The organism is Paraliobacillus sp. PM-2 (genome assembly GCF_001368815.1).
Taxonomy (GTDB): Bacteria; Bacillota; Bacilli; order Bacillales; family Amphibacillaceae; genus Paraliobacillus.
In genome coordinates, this window is record NZ_CTEI01000001.1 from 952,181 (window position 1) to 967,649 (window position 15,469).

Sequence of the window (15,469 nt, forward strand, 5' to 3'; positions counted from 1 at the left end):
TCGAAAATAAAGAACAATTTTCTTCATGCGATGCATTGCTGCCGAAATGTTCCTTGTCCTGCAGAAACAGCACGTAAAATGATGAAAAAACGGAAGTGAAAGACGACGACTCCTGCGGGAACAGCACGAGTCCGAAGATCCACTTGGTAAAGTGTTTTTCTTTACCAAGTTAGCTGAGGCCGTGCCCGCGGAAAGCGATCGTCTGTAACTGGAGTGGATGTGTAAATAATACACAAAACTTAATTATCATACTTCATTATACTTAGTGCTAGAAAATATACCATCTGGGGTTAGTTTTTCAACACCTTCGAACGAGCTGAAGATTCAATCCTTTTAAATAAACGTTCGATTTTTTTCTTGAGGAGTGTTGTTTTGCCCCAAGTTTGTTTATTTTACCTCTTGCAAGGTATTTTGTTTGTCCAGCATATTAATCTGCTGAAAACTATAAATCATATATCTTTGTATATTTATCAGTTAAATAATCAACTAGATAATTGGCATCTAATGTCTCACCGGTAACTTCCTTTATCAAATCCAGTGGCTTTTTCATCTTCCCATGTTGATGGATGTTTTCAGTTAACCATTTCTTTATTGACGTAAAATCTCCAGATGCAATCATATCATCTATATTTTGTTCTTGGTTCAATTTATTGTGCAGTTGTGCTGCATACATGTATCCTAATGCGTAAGATGGAAAATAACCAAAATCACCTGCAGACCAATGAATATCTTGTAATACCCCTTCTTTATTTGAAGTTGGACGAATACCAAGATAAGCTTCCATTTTGTCGTTCCAAGCCTCAGGTAAATCCTTCACTTCTAAATCTCCATCAATAAGCGCTTTTTCTAACTCATAGCGAACCATAATATGTAAACAATACGTTAACTCATCTGCTTCAATTCGAATATATGATGGTTTCACTTCATTAATTGCACGATAAAACGTATTAAAATCTATTGCTTGAAATCCAGCTGGCGCATATTCTTTAAATAATTCAAAATGTTTCTCCCAAAAAGCTTCACTTCTACCAATGAAATTTTCCCAAAACAAAGATTGTGATTCATGAATACCCATAGATGTCCCTGTTGCCAATGGTGTTTGCGCTAAATCTAATGAAATATTCTGTTCGTATAATGCGTGTCCACCCTCATGAATGGTACCAAAAACAGCCATTCGAAAATCTTGTTCATCATAACGGGTTGTGACCCTAACGTCATTTTGATTAATGCCTGTCGCAAATGGATGCACGGTTTCATCTAAACGCCCAGCATTAAAATCATAACCCATACGTTTTAAAATCTCCAAACTAAAGGAATGTTGATCTTTCTTTGGAAAATGATGTGTTAATACATTACTATCTGGTTGTAGATCTGATTGTCTAATCTGCTTCACAAGCTCTGTTAATTGTTTTCTTACTTGAGAAAACAGTTGATCTAATACCTCTGTAGTCATACCTGGCTCATACAGATTCAATAAAGCATCATATTTATTCGTAGTTGCTCCCCAATAGGTTGCAAACTTTTTATTGTATGCCACTAATTCTTCAAGATAAGGCTGTAACAATTCGAAATCATCTTCTTCTCTTGCTTGCTCCCATACCGATTCAGATTTTGAGCGAATGGTAATATATGCTTTATACTCATCGTCAGGAATTTTGCTACTACGCAAATATTCATCTTCGCATTCTTCTACCGCGCGTTGTATGATTGGATCTTGTGTTTGGTTTTTTAATGCATCTATGCATGTTTTCATTTCGTTTGAAGTAGTTAGTTGATGTAATTTTTGAGATAGTAGTCCGATGACTTCTGCACGTTGTTCAGCACCTTTCTTCGGTATTTTTGTACGCAGATCCCATTGAACAAGTGATAAAGCCTCGCGATAACTGTCCTGTTCTTTCAATAGCGCTCTAAATCGATTTTCAACCGCTGATATTTCTGACAATGGAAATACCTCCTTTTATTCGTGTTTACCAAAGTATTGATAGTAATCCACTTTAATGAAGCCATTAAATAACTTTCTTCTTTTTGTAGCTTTCTCTCCATAGAGCGACTCGAATTTTTCATTAGACGTTAATACATACGAACTCCAAGAGGGATGTTGTTTCATTATTTTTCCTAAAGCCTGATAAATTGCTTCTACTTCTTTTTTATCCCCTATTCGCTCCCCGTATGGTGGGTTACTTATTAAATAGCCATTCGTTTCTCTTGGATAAAAATCTGTAGCTTGCATTTGCTTCCATTCAATTAAATCTGCTAGACCCGCTTCCAATGCGTTGTTTTTAGCAATTTCAATCATTTTAGGATCAATATCTGAACCCGTTATGGATAGCGGTTGATCATAGTTAGCTAACCCCTCTGCCTCATCAAAAGCTTCTGTCCATTTACTGTCATTAATCCAAGACCACTCTTCAGAGGCAAAAGATCGATTAAAGCCAGGAGCAATATTTTGACCGATCAATGCTGCTTCAATTAAAATCGTACCGGAACCACAAAAGAGATCTACTAATGGAAAATCAGGTTTCCAGTTAGTAAGTTGAACAAGTGCTGCAGCAAGAGTTTCTTTAAGTGGCGCCTCCCCCTGTGCTGTACGATACCCGCGTTTATGTAAACCAGACCCTGAAGTATCAATTGTTAATGTAGCTTTATCTTTTAATAAAGCAACTTCTACTCGATATAACGCACCGGATTCGGGCATTCGAGTTGCAATACCATATCTTTGTTTTAGCTTTTCTACAATGGCCTTTTTTACAATCGCTTGGCAATCTGGCACACTGTATAGCTTAGATTTTACCGATTTTCCAATCACAGGAAAAACGCCATCCTCAGTGATAAATTGTTCCCATGGTAATGCTTTTGTTTGTTCAAATAGATCATCAAAGGTTGTTGCTGTAAATTCTCCTACAATCAACTTCAATCGATCTGCGGTTCGTAACCATAAATTACAACGTGGAATGGCTCCTACATCTGCTTCAAAGATCACCTTTCCATTCTCTACTTGTACATCCGTATAACCTAATGCTTTTATTTCATTTGCAACAACTGACTCTAATCCCATTGCAGCAGTTGCTAATAAAGTTACCTTATTTGACATCATTCATATCCTTTCTTATAAAAAAATAACACCCTTCTGATAACACAATGTTATTAGAAGGGTGTTTTTGCTTGTGTAATAGACCAATGAATGTTTGGTAAGCCATGTTCTGTTACTGTTGCACTACTAACGGTGGTCAGCCTTGTACGTAAGTTGTAATCATCTATCTACAAGCTAATTGCTTGTCCTTGTTTCGGTTCAATTCCCTAATCCAAGATGCCCCTACCTAAATTTGGGTTGCTCACTCGTGGGGTTTACCGCGTTCCACTCAAATTGTTTCCAATCTGACTACGTCACTGTGGCACTTTCAAGCGTATCACACCATATCCAAAGACGTAGGTGCTTACACTGCCGTTAACCCTTACAGGTTACCTTGATTTATGATTTCATCAAGCACGAACACTACAAGCATCTCAGCTTGTGTGAGCATGGACTTTCCTCTACATATGAATCATACGTAGCGATTACAGCAAACATTCATTTATATTATATGCATCATTCATTTTAAATGGATCTTTTCAAACGGTCAACATTAATACTATATCATATTAGGCTTCAAAATAATAGTAGTAATATTTAGTAGGAATACCAATTATGAATCCGCATATTTTTTTCCAAACACAGCCTTCTCTAAATTCGATAAACGCTTTAATATATCATAATTGACTTGATGGTTCGATGTAGCCGGACGGTTTCTTGTTTGCTCGGATTGTTTTCTTAAGCGATTATTTTCCTGTTGTAATTTATCAATTTGGTTCATAAATCTTTCATAATCTTGAATGATTATATCTAAAAAGGCATCAACTTCTTCTTGATTATAGCCTCTCATCGATGTTTTAAAATTTTTATCAAGAATTTCTTTTGCGCTTAATTGATTTAATTCTCCACTCATTCTATTCACCTCAAGTTTCACATACTTGTACTTTATTTTTTCAAATTTATCGTCAAATGTCAATCGCTGACGTCATTAATTCCTTCTTCTTCACTCATTTCCTGCACGGTATCTTCTAGATCAAAAGGAGTGATATAATAAATTGGATAATTCATACGTTTATGCTTAAGCATAGCTTCGTCTAAAAAAAAGCGATTAGATCCAAGATTTTCTTCATTATTTAGTATTAAGCATGCATCACTTTTGTTAACCATGAATTTGTTTTTCGCTTGAAATTGATATACTCCTTTATATGTCGATTGATATAGTAGTTCTACAAAATCAGCTTCCATGAGAATCGATTGATACAATTCTTGCAAGGCTTCAGGCCATCTACTTTCTTGTTCATCAAAAGGTGGAATTACAGCTAATTTAATCGGATAATCTGTTCGTAATTCTATAACTACCTCACAAGTCCATAATTCTACACCTAGTTGACCAGAGACAAGCACCCATTCTAATCCTTCATCTATGAAAGTAAGCAGTCGTTTTTTTATTGTTTCTTTTATATAACGAATTCTACGATCTTTTACTGACGAAATATTTATCTCGTGCGGCTTATACCCAGTAACAGCTAATACCTTCAATCTACTCATCCTTTATTATGTAAAAAAAGCTGGCATACACCAGCTTTATATAATTCTTACCTCAAACAGTGTTTAGCGAAAAAACGGTGATTGTTGTTGTTGATTTGGGACTTGTGATGAACCTCCATATACATTTACCATATCTACTGTATTTTGATACGATGTGGTGTGTGGGTAAAAATGCGTATTTTTAACTAGATGATGATTAACTACATTTGTATGTGAAGGATGGATATAGTTCACATTGGATTGACTACAAGTATGCATTTGATTATATTTCGTAGGGCAAACCACCGTCTTGGTTGGTCCTTGCATACAACAATGACGACGAGGCCGCATCATTCATTCTCCTTTCTTCATTAACCTATAGATTTGGCTACACTATAACCTATGTAAGAAAGAAAAACTTGTCTTGGCATTCGTCCTATATATCATAATTTTATTGAAATTTATTTTAGGTCATCTAAAATGATATCTAACACATACATAACAGAATTATACAGATTCATATACCTGTTCTCTTTAACATCTATATAATAGCTATGCATTAATAATAGTTCAACATTTTCTCTTGTAGAGACTACTTGTTGAGGATGAATACGTAGTGTACGTTTTTTTACCTCTTCAGCTGTATGAACCTCCCACTGTTCAACTAGTTGAAAAACAGGACCAGTAGCCTCTTTTACATAAGTGAAAAATGTTAGATCTCTTTTATTTTCGGGTTTATCCTGATGAAAATAATTATCTTTTAATTGATTTAATGTTTCTTTTAATTCTATGGTTAGTTCTTTTACTGTCATGATCAATGCCTCCTGCTCTTCTTACTTTATCATGATTTTTGGACAAATGGCAGGAATTTAATACGTTTTTTTGTATTTTTCATTGGTTTAATGGTATAACTTTTCGAATTATTTACTACATTTGTTTGTTCTACTTCTGATTTTAAATGTGTAATCTCTTTTTCTAGCCTTTCAATATCCTGTCGATGATTTAATGCCATGGTTAATACAACATCATCTGCCTTTGTAGCTAGTCGTTGTTCTATTACTTCTATTTTATTATATAATTTTTCAAACTTGGCATTCATATGCTCTAATGAAATGGACTTATTTATTTCCATAGTAACACTCCCTAATTGATTGTTAATATGGTATTCTCTAATCGCATGTATTTACCTGCACGTCTGACAAAACTAGAAATAATCTAACAATAAAAGTGAAAATGGCCTATGTTTATTGTTTTTCACCCACATACATACAAAAATAACTCGAATGGTTTAACTGTGCATTTAGACGCTATTTTTTTGTAAAAATTCGCTGTTCGTCGTATACTATATGAACATATCTTTTTCATTCCTTTTGGTAAACAGCCTTCATATAGGAATTTATCATTAAATATATATATAATTGTTCTCAAACTTGCACATTATTTGATATGATACTGTCAAGTGGGAGGGAAATGTAATGAACTATCCTAATGGCAAAAAAGCCATTGCTCAAGTGCAACAACGCACGAAGAAAAATACAACAACCTTCAGTAATCGAGGAATGACATTAGAAGATGATATTAATAATACAAACATTTACTATCGAACAGCAAATCTAGCTATTATTCACAAGAAACCAACACCAGTACAAATAGTAAATGTAAATTATCCTAAGCGAAGTGCAGCAGTGATTACAGAAGGATACTTTAAACAAGCTTCAACAACAGATTTTAATGGAATTTATCGTGGCACATATGTAGACTTTGAAGCAAAGGAAACGAAAAATAAAACATCCTTTCCCTTAAATAACGTGCATGAACATCAAATCAATCATATGCGTACCATCGTGGAGCATAATGGAATTTGTTTTATTTTGATTCGATTTGCTACATATAACCAAACATTTTTTCTCCCTGCAGTGAAACTTTTCCCGTATTGGGATAGTCAATTTACAGGAGGAAGAAAATCTATTCCTTATCAAGATATAAAGGAAATAGGCATGGAAGTGCCCATGAACTATCCGGCACAAGTGGATTATTTAAAAATAATTGATCAGTTATATTTCTAGAACGGAGGAAGATGAGTTATGGCAAATGAAAGCCAATCTCGTACAGCAAGAAGACAACAAGAAAAGAGTAAAAAGCAATCAAAAAAGAAAAATAAATCTATCTGGAAAAAGATTCTTCTAACGATCGGCATCATCTTTTTAATTGCTACCATAAGCGTGGGTGGTTTGTTTGGCTATTATGTTACGACAGCACCAGATTTAGATAGTTCCTTACTCTCTGATCCTGCATCAACCAAGGTATATGATATGGATGGAGAACTATATGCAGACTTAGGTACAGAAAAACGGACAAAAATCGCTTATAATGAATTACCAGATTTGCTAATTGATGCAGTATTAGCCACTGAAGATGTGCGTTTTTTTGATCACTCTGGTATTGACTTGCGTCGTATTGGTGGTGCAGTAATTGCAAACTTCACCGATGGATTTGGATCTGAAGGTGCAAGTACGATTACCCAACAGGTAGTAAAGGATTCATTTTTATCTACAGATAAAACCATTAAACGTAAAGTACAGGAGCAATGGTTAGCGATTCAATTAGATAGAAAGTACGCAAAAGAAGAAATTTTAGAAATGTACTTAAACAAAATTTATTACGGCTCAGGCGCATACGGTGTTGCTACTGCAGCAGAAACATACTTTGGTAAAAAAGAGCTAAACGAGTTAACACTCCCAGAAGCGGCATTACTGGCTGGATTACCTCAACGACCATCTGCGTATGATCCAACGGTTAATCCTGAACTAGCAAAAGAAAGAATGGATACCGTACTTAGTCTAATGGTACGACACGAGAAAATTTCTGAAGCAGAAGCAGAAGAAGCGAGCCAGGTAAAAATTGAAGATATGTTAAACCCAAGTTCCAATCAGGAGGTCAAATACCAAGCTTTTATTCAGAAAGTGGCTGATGAAGTAGAACAGAACACAGGAGCAAACATTTACACCGATGGCCTTGAAGTGTATACAACACTTGATCCAAATGCGCAAGAAGAAGTAGAATTTGTTTTATCAAATGCCGAAGACAACCCGATCCAATACCCTGATGATGAACTACAATCAGGTATTGCTGTTGTAGATACAACATCGGGTGCAATTCGAGCAATTGGTGGTGGAAGAAACAGAGAAAACAATAACGGGTGGAATTTTGCCTTTCACGGAGATGGAAGACAAACTGGATCTACCATCAAACCTATTCTCGACTATGGCCCAGCAATTGAACATTTGAATTGGTCAACTTATCATCAAATTAACGATGATGCACCATATGCATTGAAAGGCACTGGTGGAGATACAGTTAAAAACTGGAATAATAAATATCAAGGCTGGATGAGTATTCGCCATGCACTAAAATGGTCTTTAAACGTTCCAGCATTAAAAACATTAGAAGCAGTTGGCTTAAGTAAAGCTGAAGCATTCGCTAATGGATTAGGTATTCAAATTAGTGAAACTCCAGTAATTACTGATGGAATTGGTGGAGGAGGTTCAGAAGCTACTCCACTAGAAATAGCTGGTGCTTATAGTGCCTTTGGTAATGGCGGTATTTATAGTGAGCCTTATGCAGTAACCAAAGTTGTATTTAATGATGGGCATTCTGAAGAATTAAAGTCTGATCCAGAAGCAGCCATGTCTGATGCTACTGCTTATATGATTACAGATATGCTAAAGGATGTTGTAGAAGGTGGAACAGGAACCAGAGCAAAAGTAGCTGGACTACCTATGGCTGGTAAAACAGGTACAACAAATTTAACAAATGGTAAAACAGGTAGCCCTGATGCATGGTTTGCAGGCTATACACGCAACTATTCTATTGCTATTTGGTCTGGTTATCCGAAGGGCAATGATCGCGCAATACCAAACACAAAAATTTCTCAACAATTATTTAAAGAGATTATGAGTCATATCTCTGAAGGAATCGATACACCAGACTTTGAAATGCCAAGTTCTGTGGTCAAAGTTCAGGTAGAGAAAGGTTCAAATCCGGCAAAACTACCAAGTGAATATACGCCAGATTCAAAAGTTGTAACGGAGTTATTCAAAAAAGGACATGTACCGTCAGAAACCTCTGAAAAATACGATCAATTAGATCCTGTTAAAGACTTAAAAGCAAAATATGATAAAAAATCGAATAGTATTTCTGTTTCATGGAAATACGACAGTGAACAAGATGTTCGATTTGAAGTTAATGCTGGAACTGGTAATAGTACAACTACTGAAGATACTTCATTAGAAATTACCAATATAGAGCAAGGGAAAACCTATTCTATTTCCGTAACTGCGATAGATGCAAATAATGAGAGTAATGTAAGTGAAGCCAAAACAGTTGAGGTTGAAGTACCAAAGGAAAAAGATGAAGAAGAAAAACCAGAAGAAGATTCAAAGCCATCTGATCCAGATAACCCTAACGAAGGTGATTCGGACACTGGTGAAAATGAAGATACGGATGATTCAGATGAAACGAGTGATGACGACAGTGATCCAAGTGATCAGGATGATGGACAACAGGATGGGAACGGGAATGGGAATGAAACGGACTTACCAATCCCCAGTGTTAATTAAACGATTCCATTTTACTGCTAGATAAAAAACAACTCATAAATATATACAAAAAAAACAAGAAGCCATAATTACTGGTTTCTTGTTTTTTTCTGTAATATTTCAACTTTTGCATACAATTTTTCTGTTTCTTTGTATAATTCGTTTAACTGTATATAGGAATAATATTGTTCTGGTTGCTGTAAGATGAACGGAATTCGTTCTTGACTGTTAAAAGGGGCATACTTTAATGACAGGAGCATTTTGCTTACATGTTGATCCTCAGGTGGCTCTTGATTATTGAGCACAGCTAATGCATTTATTAATTCATTTGTGTAATATACCACTGGTTCTTTTGCATCTTGATACTTGCGTGCATGAAATAAATCTGCAATATGTTTATGATTCGCTTTCCAGTTATCAATTATTTGCTTTCCATTATTCAATGACATTTTATTCACGCTCCTTTTTTCTTAATCTTTTTTGACCTTCTCGACAAATGGATAGTAATAAACACGAATCACAATTTGGATTTCTTGCTTTACAATGATACCTACCAAAAAATATCATTCGATGATGGGTATCACTCCACTCTTCTCTAGGTATTTTCTTCATTAACGTCTTCTCTACTTCTAATGTAGAATCTTTCCATTTGCAAATTCCTAATCGTTTAGAGACACGTTCAACATGTGTATCAACGGCAATTGCTGGTTCATGATACGCAACAGATGCTACGACATTAGCCGTCTTTCTCCCCACTCCTGCTAATGTTACTAACTCTTCTTTTGTTTTCGGAACTTCTCCTCCAAAGTCATCTAACAAGGATTGACATAACTTCCGAATATTTTTAGATTTATTTCGATACAAACCAATCGATCGTATGTCATGTTGTAATTCCTCAATTGGAACGGATAGATAATCTTCTGGTGTTTTATATTTAGTAAATAAATCTTTGGTCACCTTATTTACTAAAGCATCCGTACATTGAGCAGACAACACGACAGCTATCAATAATTCAAATGGATTTCTGTGCGTTAGTTCACAGGCGGCATTTGGAAACATATCTGCCATTGTATCCAATGTAAAACGAATTTCCTTTTTTGTAAGCATAGTTAAACTCCTCTTAATTAATCCTCTTCTAACCAATTATAATAAAGCGATGTATCTCGATTGTTATTTTGTTGTTTTCTCTCTACTTGTGCATGTTCACTGTGAAATGCTTTGCTGTGTGCTCTGGCTTCATCAACGGATTGGATACCTTTACGTTTCCATTCTCTTAATATGCGATCGATGTATTTAAAATTAAGTTTACTCATTAAAACAGCTTCTCTTAATGCTGCCTTAATTAATGATGGTTGCTGATTCTCATCATCAATCCAAATATTGATCGTTTCAATCTCAATTGGTGATAGTGCTCTACCAAACTCTTGTTCAAATAAGACAAAAATGTTCATTTGATCTTGGCTTAATTGTTGTTCCTCGTCACTATCCACTTGATTATACAGTCTATCCCATAATGGTTCTAATGCGTATTGCTCATTTCTCAGCGCACTATCTTCAGTCGACTCTTCAATCGATAATAAACCTTTTTGAATTAATTGTCGAAGTAGCATGGCACATACCTGTTGATCAAAAGTTGTTTCTAAGGCAATTTCTTCAGGGGTGGGGAAAAATACACCAATCGATTGGTAATGATATATTTTAAAAATAATAACTAATTCCTTTTCGTCTATGCCCATACTATGATAATTTGACAATAGCTTTGATGGGATTGTTAACTGATCTTGCAATACAGATTGAATTGTATAGTTTTTTTTCATCGGGTCACCTCAAACGTATTGTAGCATAAACCTTCTCTTCTGTTCGAACCTTTAGCAACTATCAAATAAGGTATTTTATTTAGCCAAAAACGAGAATTCCTAGCTTCTCCTATATTACGTTCCTTTAATTTCAACTACGTTAATTATTTACCGTTTTCATTCCTATCCTTTCTCATCAGTGCAATAAAACCTTTGACATGTTTGTCAAAGGTTTTATTAATCAAGGATATAAACGATTCAAAAGACGTGGGAATGGAATCGTTTCTCTAACATGTTCAACACCTGCAAGCCAAGCGACCGTTCTTTCTAGACCAAGTCCAAAGCCTGCGTGTGGTACACTACCATATTGGCGTAATTCCAAATACCATTGATAAGCATCACCTGTTAATTGGTGCTCCTCATAGCGTTGTTTCATTAGCTCTAAATCATCAATTCGTTGGGAGCCTCCAATAATTTCTCCATAGCCTTCTGGTGCAATTAAATCTGCACACAACACTACTTCCGGGCGATCTGGATCAGGTTTCATATAAAAAGCTTTAATTTCAGTAGGGTAGTTAGTGATGAATACTGGTTTATCAAAACTTTCAGCAATTGCAGTTTCGTGTGGAGCACCGAAGTCCTCTCCCCATTCAATATCATCAAATCCTTTTTCCTTTAGCAAATCAATTGCTTCATCGTAACTAATTCGTGGGAATGGCGCTTGTATTTTTTTCAATTTATCAATATCTCGTTCAAGCGTCTTTAATTCTAATGCACAGTTATCTATAACTGATTGCGCTAAGTAAGATACATATTGTTCTTGTACTTCCAGACTTTCTTCATGATCCATGAATGCCATCTCTGGTTCGATCATCCAAAATTCGATTAAATGTCTTCTTGTCTTTGATTTTTCAGCACGAAATGTGGGACCAAAAGAAAATACTTTTCCAAGTGCCATTGCTGCCGCTTCCATGTACAATTGTCCACTTTGAGATAAATAAGCTTCCTCATCAAAATATTGGGTGTGAAATAATTCTGTCGTTCCTTCTGCTGCAGAGCCAGTTAGAATAGGCGGATCTACTTTGATATAACCATTTTCATTAAAGAAAGTATAGGTTGCTCGAATAATTTCATTTCTTATTTTCATAATAGCGTGTTGCTTTTTAGATCTAAGCCATAAATGACGGTGATCCATCAAAAATTCTGTACCATGTTCTTTCGGTGTAATAGGATAATCAACCGCCTCGTGAATAATTTCCAGTGATGAAACTTGTAATTCATAACCAAATGGAGACCGACTATCTTCAACAACTGTACCAGTTACATATAATGATGATTCTTGTGTCATATTCTTTGCCAACTTAAATATATCTTCACTTACATCAGCTTTCACAACTACACCTTGTATAAATCCCGTACCGTCTCTTAGCTGTAAAAAAGCGATTTTTCCACTTGATCGTTTATTTGCTAACCAGCTGCCAATTGTTACTTCTTTTCCTACATAATTTTTTACTTGATCTATTGTTGTTTTCACTACTTATTCCTCCAAAGCTAAATTCTCTTTATTGATGATTCTTCACAAAACGGTGAAGTCGTTTCATTGCTTCTTCTAATTGATCTAAACTAATTGCATAAGAAAGTCTAACATTTTCTGGTGATCCAAAACCACTACCCGGAACTAATGCTACCTTTTCTTCTTCTAATATTGCTTTTACCCACTTATCGACGGAATCAAAGCCATTCATCTCAACAGCTTCTTGCACATTAGGGAATAAATAAAAGGCTCCCTTTGGTTTCACACAGGTTACTCCCGGTATTGCTGTTAACCATTGATAAGTTTTTTCTAATCGTTCTGAAAATGCTTGTTTCATTTTATCTAATTCATCATCCGCTTTGCTATATGCACTCCATGCAGCAATTTGCGCAATAGATGTCGGATTAGACGTAGAATGAGAAGCTAGATTCGTCATGGCTTGTATAATTTTTTTCTCACCTAATGCATAGCCAATTCGCCAGCCTGTCATGGAATGAGATTTTGAAACACCATTAATGATAATTGTATGCTTTTTTAATGCAGGCGAAATTTCTGCAATAGATACATGTTGATCTTCTGTATAAATTAACTTTTCATATATTTCGTCAGAAACAATAAACAAATTATGTTTTAAACAAATTTCTCCCAACGCTTGTAATTCTTGTTTAGAATACGTTACACCAGTTGGATTACTTGGAGAATTTATAATTACTGCTTTTGTTTTAGAAGTAATTACATTTTCTAATTGATCAGGTGTTAATTTAAATTGATTTGCTTCCTGTGCTTTGACGAAAACCGGCTTTCCTTCAGCTAATTTTATTTGCTCTGGGTAACTAACCCAATAAGGCGACGGGACAACTACTTCATCTCCAGGATTTAATAATACTTGAAATAAGGTATATAATGCATGTTTTGCTCCAGTTGTAACAATAACTTCCTCTCGATCATAGTTTAAACCTTGGTCATTTTTCATTTTATCAATAATAGCATCTTTTAACTCGACAATTCCGCCGGACGGAGTATATTTAGTAAATCCTTCTTGCATAGCTTCTGTTGCCGCATCTAATATGTATGATGGTGTATTGAAATCTGGTTCACCAGCTCCTAATCCGATTACATCATGACCTGATTTTTTCAGTTCTTTCGCTTTTGCTGTAATGGCTAATGTTGCTGATGGTGTCAATGCTTGTACACGAGATGCTAATTCCATAGTAATCACCCTTCTAGTTTTTATAGTCATTAGACAAAGTTACTCCACTTTCATATTCTCCGTTGTCTAAACGATAATAGCGATAGCTCAAACGATCTTTATTATCAAAATAAGATAGTTCCAATAAAGGAACATTATCTCGAATTCCATAATTCATCTGTAGCAGTTGACAACTTTCACACGCTGTTTGCCAACTCTCTTCGATACGTTCTTTATTCACTAATCTTTTTAACGAAAAAACAGAAATCGCCTTGTCTGAGTTGGACTGGTTAACGTAGGCAAGTAACTGTTCACCTTCCTCGTTTTTTCCAGTGATCACATGATAATACTGTCTGCCATGAAAGCGTGAAATTTCATCAACGGTAATCATATCTGTTTCAGTTAAAACACGTTCTTCTGACTCTGTAAAACCTTCTATCTTATTTTCTTGAATCAGTTGATAAACGTTTGATCCGTAAACAATTAAAGAAAATAAGAAAAGGAATAGGATAACAAGAAACCATTTCACCCAATTAGGTACGGTAAATTGTAAAGATCGCTGTCTCATCGTCATCCTCGTCTAATGCTAAACCAAACATTAAGTTATCTTCTTTTAATGTTCGATTTAAGCTATCTACAATTTTATATAAATCATTTGTATAACCCAGTCGAACGGTTGATAATGTTTCCATTTTATCTGCCATTTTATTCAAACTCCCATAACTTGTTTTTACTATTATTGTATTTTTTACTAAACATAACTTTATTGATATGATATATACTAATACTGTGTTGAAAAAGAAATATGTTTCCATTATAACAGTTTTTTTGATGGATTTTGATGGACATTTTAATTTTTTTCAACTAAATTTAATCCTTACCCATTTTTTGCTGTGTACAGTTACTGTACACAGCTTTTTTAATACTTGGATTATATGGATTTAATTTGTTATGAGATGATCTCATAATCATGTAGTGTCATTTGAATAATTGTGGTGCCTACTTGTTTTAATTGGTATACATCTATCCATGATTCATTTAGTCTTTCGATTAACGATTTATTTAGCTTTCCAGATCTGACATTAAAGATGATGCTTATATGCGGATCTAATGCTTTTAAAAGTTTTTCACTCGGAGAATTACCTTGAGCAAAATCAGGAATCTTAATAATATCTGGTTTATGCATTGTATGTTCTACGATTGATTTCACTTTTGACCGTTCAGAAAAACCCATGTATAAAATGCTGTTATTTCCATATTCAATCGTTACTGTCATTTCTCCTTGGTCAGAAGTATCATGCACATAAAAAGTTAAATGGTTCGATAAGGAATAATCTTCATTTTTCTTCCATATCTTTGTTTTATCATCATCGATTAATGGTATTAAGTTCTCTGTTTTAGCGGATGTAATCACCGTTTCTACTTGAAACTTGTCCATGAGATAACTGATATTTCCATTGTAACGATCGGTATGCTTCGTAAGAATAATACTATTAATTTTTTTGACATGTAATTCCTTTAGCTGTTTTACTAAATCATTGGTACTATAAACAGACCCTGTATTAATTAAGAAGTTGTCTCCTTCTTCTGTTTGAATTAACGTTGCTTCCCCATCAGGTATGTTTAAAAACGATATCAGTAATTGTTCTTTTTCCAACATAGATATACCAGATTGAGCAGTTAATCCTATTGGTATGAAAATTCCAATACAAATTAAAGCAAAGCTAATTTTTTTCATTGTATCCACTTTAGACC

General features: G+C 34.9%; 17 protein-coding genes and 1 other RNA gene. 2 read left to right on the forward strand and 16 right to left on the reverse strand.

Annotation, left to right across the window (positions count from 1 at the left end; genetic code table 11):
- Positions 1–442: 442 nt before the first annotated feature.
- The 8 genes from BN1058_RS04365 to BN1058_RS04400 all read right to left on the reverse strand — a co-directional run bounded on the left by BN1058_RS04365 (position 443) and on the right by BN1058_RS04400 (position 5,729).
- Positions 443–1,933, reverse strand: a complete 1,491-nt coding sequence (locus BN1058_RS04365; RefSeq protein WP_090855984.1) for a carboxypeptidase M32 — start codon at positions 1,931–1,933, stop codon at positions 443–445.
- A 24-nt stretch (positions 1,934–1,957) separates the two neighbouring features.
- The gene (locus BN1058_RS04370; RefSeq protein ID WP_090853385.1) at positions 1,958–3,091 is read right to left on the reverse strand and encodes a THUMP domain-containing class I SAM-dependent RNA methyltransferase; all 1,134 of its coding nucleotides are present in this window, start codon (positions 3,089–3,091) and stop codon (positions 1,958–1,960) included.
- A 93-nt stretch (positions 3,092–3,184) separates the two neighbouring features.
- An RNA gene (gene rnpB / locus BN1058_RS04375) (RNase P RNA component class B) lies at positions 3,185–3,568 on the reverse strand.
- 115 nt (positions 3,569–3,683) lie between these two features.
- Complete coding sequence (gpsB, locus tag BN1058_RS04380) at positions 3,684–3,983, reverse strand: cell division regulator GpsB (protein WP_090853388.1); 300 nt, start codon at positions 3,981–3,983, stop codon at positions 3,684–3,686.
- A 59-nt stretch (positions 3,984–4,042) separates the two neighbouring features.
- A complete protein-coding gene (locus BN1058_RS04385; protein WP_090853391.1) occupies positions 4,043–4,609 on the reverse strand; it encodes an SLOG family protein in 567 nt (188 codons plus the stop codon).
- Between the two features lie 72 nt (positions 4,610–4,681).
- Positions 4,682–4,948, reverse strand: a complete 267-nt coding sequence (locus BN1058_RS04390; RefSeq protein ID WP_090853394.1) for a CotD family spore coat protein — start codon at positions 4,946–4,948, stop codon at positions 4,682–4,684.
- 110 nt (positions 4,949–5,058) lie between these two features.
- Complete coding sequence (locus BN1058_RS04395) at positions 5,059–5,409, reverse strand: DUF1798 family protein (protein ID WP_090853396.1); 351 nt, start codon at positions 5,407–5,409, stop codon at positions 5,059–5,061.
- Between the two features lie 29 nt (positions 5,410–5,438).
- Entirely contained in the window at positions 5,439–5,729 is a 291-nt protein-coding gene (locus BN1058_RS04400; protein ID WP_090853399.1) for a hypothetical protein, read from the reverse strand.
- Positions 5,730–6,072: 343 nt separating this feature from the next.
- Here BN1058_RS04400 and recU point away from each other — a divergent pair, with 343 nt between their 5' ends.
- Complete coding sequence (gene recU, locus BN1058_RS04405) at positions 6,073–6,663, forward strand: Holliday junction resolvase RecU (RefSeq protein ID WP_090853402.1); 591 nt, start codon at positions 6,073–6,075, stop codon at positions 6,661–6,663.
- Positions 6,664–6,681: 18 nt separating this feature from the next.
- On the forward strand, positions 6,682–9,216 hold the full coding sequence (locus BN1058_RS04410; protein ID WP_090853405.1) for a penicillin-binding protein 1A: 2,535 nt from the start codon (positions 6,682–6,684) through the stop codon (positions 9,214–9,216).
- A gap of 68 nt (positions 9,217–9,284) precedes the next feature.
- On the opposite strand, the gene BN1058_RS04415 is transcribed toward BN1058_RS04410, so the two are convergent.
- The 8 genes from BN1058_RS04415 to BN1058_RS04450 form a co-directional block, all read right to left on the reverse strand.
- Entirely contained in the window at positions 9,285–9,644 is a 360-nt protein-coding gene (locus tag BN1058_RS04415; RefSeq protein WP_090853408.1) for a YpoC family protein, read from the reverse strand.
- A gap of 1 nt (position 9,645) precedes the next feature.
- Positions 9,646–10,302, reverse strand: a complete 657-nt coding sequence (nth, locus tag BN1058_RS04420; RefSeq protein ID WP_090853411.1) for an endonuclease III — start codon at positions 10,300–10,302, stop codon at positions 9,646–9,648.
- A gap of 17 nt (positions 10,303–10,319) precedes the next feature.
- Positions 10,320–11,012, reverse strand: coding sequence for a DnaD domain-containing protein (locus BN1058_RS04425; RefSeq protein ID WP_090853414.1), 693 nt, complete (start codon positions 11,010–11,012; stop codon positions 10,320–10,322).
- Positions 11,013–11,232: 220 nt separating this feature from the next.
- Entirely contained in the window at positions 11,233–12,525 is a 1,293-nt protein-coding gene (gene asnS, locus BN1058_RS04430; protein WP_090853417.1) for an asparagine--tRNA ligase, read from the reverse strand.
- Between the two features lie 28 nt (positions 12,526–12,553).
- Positions 12,554–13,735, reverse strand: coding sequence for a pyridoxal phosphate-dependent aminotransferase (locus BN1058_RS04435; protein WP_090853420.1), 1,182 nt, complete (start codon positions 13,733–13,735; stop codon positions 12,554–12,556).
- Between the two features lie 13 nt (positions 13,736–13,748).
- Positions 13,749–14,282 (reverse strand): cell wall elongation regulator TseB-like domain-containing protein, encoded by a 534-nt coding sequence (locus BN1058_RS04440; protein WP_090853422.1) that lies wholly within the window; start codon positions 14,280–14,282, stop codon positions 13,749–13,751.
- On the reverse strand, positions 14,248–14,418 hold the full coding sequence (locus BN1058_RS04445; RefSeq protein WP_090853425.1) for a YpmA family protein: 171 nt from the start codon (positions 14,416–14,418) through the stop codon (positions 14,248–14,250). The genes BN1058_RS04440 and BN1058_RS04445 overlap by 35 nt, the downstream gene beginning before the upstream one ends.
- A gap of 245 nt (positions 14,419–14,663) precedes the next feature.
- Positions 14,664–15,461, reverse strand: a complete 798-nt coding sequence (locus BN1058_RS04450; protein ID WP_090853428.1) for a ComEC/Rec2 family competence protein — start codon at positions 15,459–15,461, stop codon at positions 14,664–14,666.
- Positions 15,462–15,469: the final 8 nt, after the last annotated feature.

Bases quoted from the DNA above. Each gene is read 5' to 3' on its own strand.
- BN1058_RS04370 (WP_090853385.1), bottom strand. From the start codon at position 3,091: ATGTCAAATAAGGTAACTTTATTAGCAACTGCTGCAATGGGATTAGAG.
- BN1058_RS04410 (WP_090853405.1), top strand. From the start codon at position 6,682: ATGGCAAATGAAAGCCAATCTCGTACAGCAAGAAGACAACAAGAAAAG.
- nth (WP_090853411.1), bottom strand. From the start codon at position 10,302: ATGCTTACAAAAAAGGAAATTCGTTTTACATTGGATACAATGGCAGAT.
- BN1058_RS04445 (WP_090853425.1), bottom strand. From the start codon at position 14,418: ATGGCAGATAAAATGGAAACATTATCAACCGTTCGACTGGGTTATACA.
- BN1058_RS04440 (WP_090853422.1), bottom strand. From the start codon at position 14,282: ATGAGACAGCGATCTTTACAATTTACCGTACCTAATTGGGTGAAATGG.
- BN1058_RS04435 (WP_090853420.1), bottom strand. From the start codon at position 13,735: ATGGAATTAGCATCTCGTGTACAAGCATTGACACCATCAGCAACATTA.
- BN1058_RS04395 (WP_090853396.1), bottom strand. From the start codon at position 5,409: ATGACAGTAAAAGAACTAACCATAGAATTAAAAGAAACATTAAATCAA.
- BN1058_RS04400 (WP_090853399.1), bottom strand. From the start codon at position 5,729: ATGGAAATAAATAAGTCCATTTCATTAGAGCATATGAATGCCAAGTTT.
- recU (WP_090853402.1), top strand. From the start codon at position 6,073: ATGAACTATCCTAATGGCAAAAAAGCCATTGCTCAAGTGCAACAACGC.
- BN1058_RS04425 (WP_090853414.1), bottom strand. From the start codon at position 11,012: ATGAAAAAAAACTATACAATTCAATCTGTATTGCAAGATCAGTTAACA.
- BN1058_RS04390 (WP_090853394.1), bottom strand. From the start codon at position 4,948: ATGCGGCCTCGTCGTCATTGTTGTATGCAAGGACCAACCAAGACGGTG.
- BN1058_RS04415 (WP_090853408.1), bottom strand. From the start codon at position 9,644: ATGTCATTGAATAATGGAAAGCAAATAATTGATAACTGGAAAGCGAAT.
- gpsB (WP_090853388.1), bottom strand. From the start codon at position 3,983: ATGAGTGGAGAATTAAATCAATTAAGCGCAAAAGAAATTCTTGATAAA.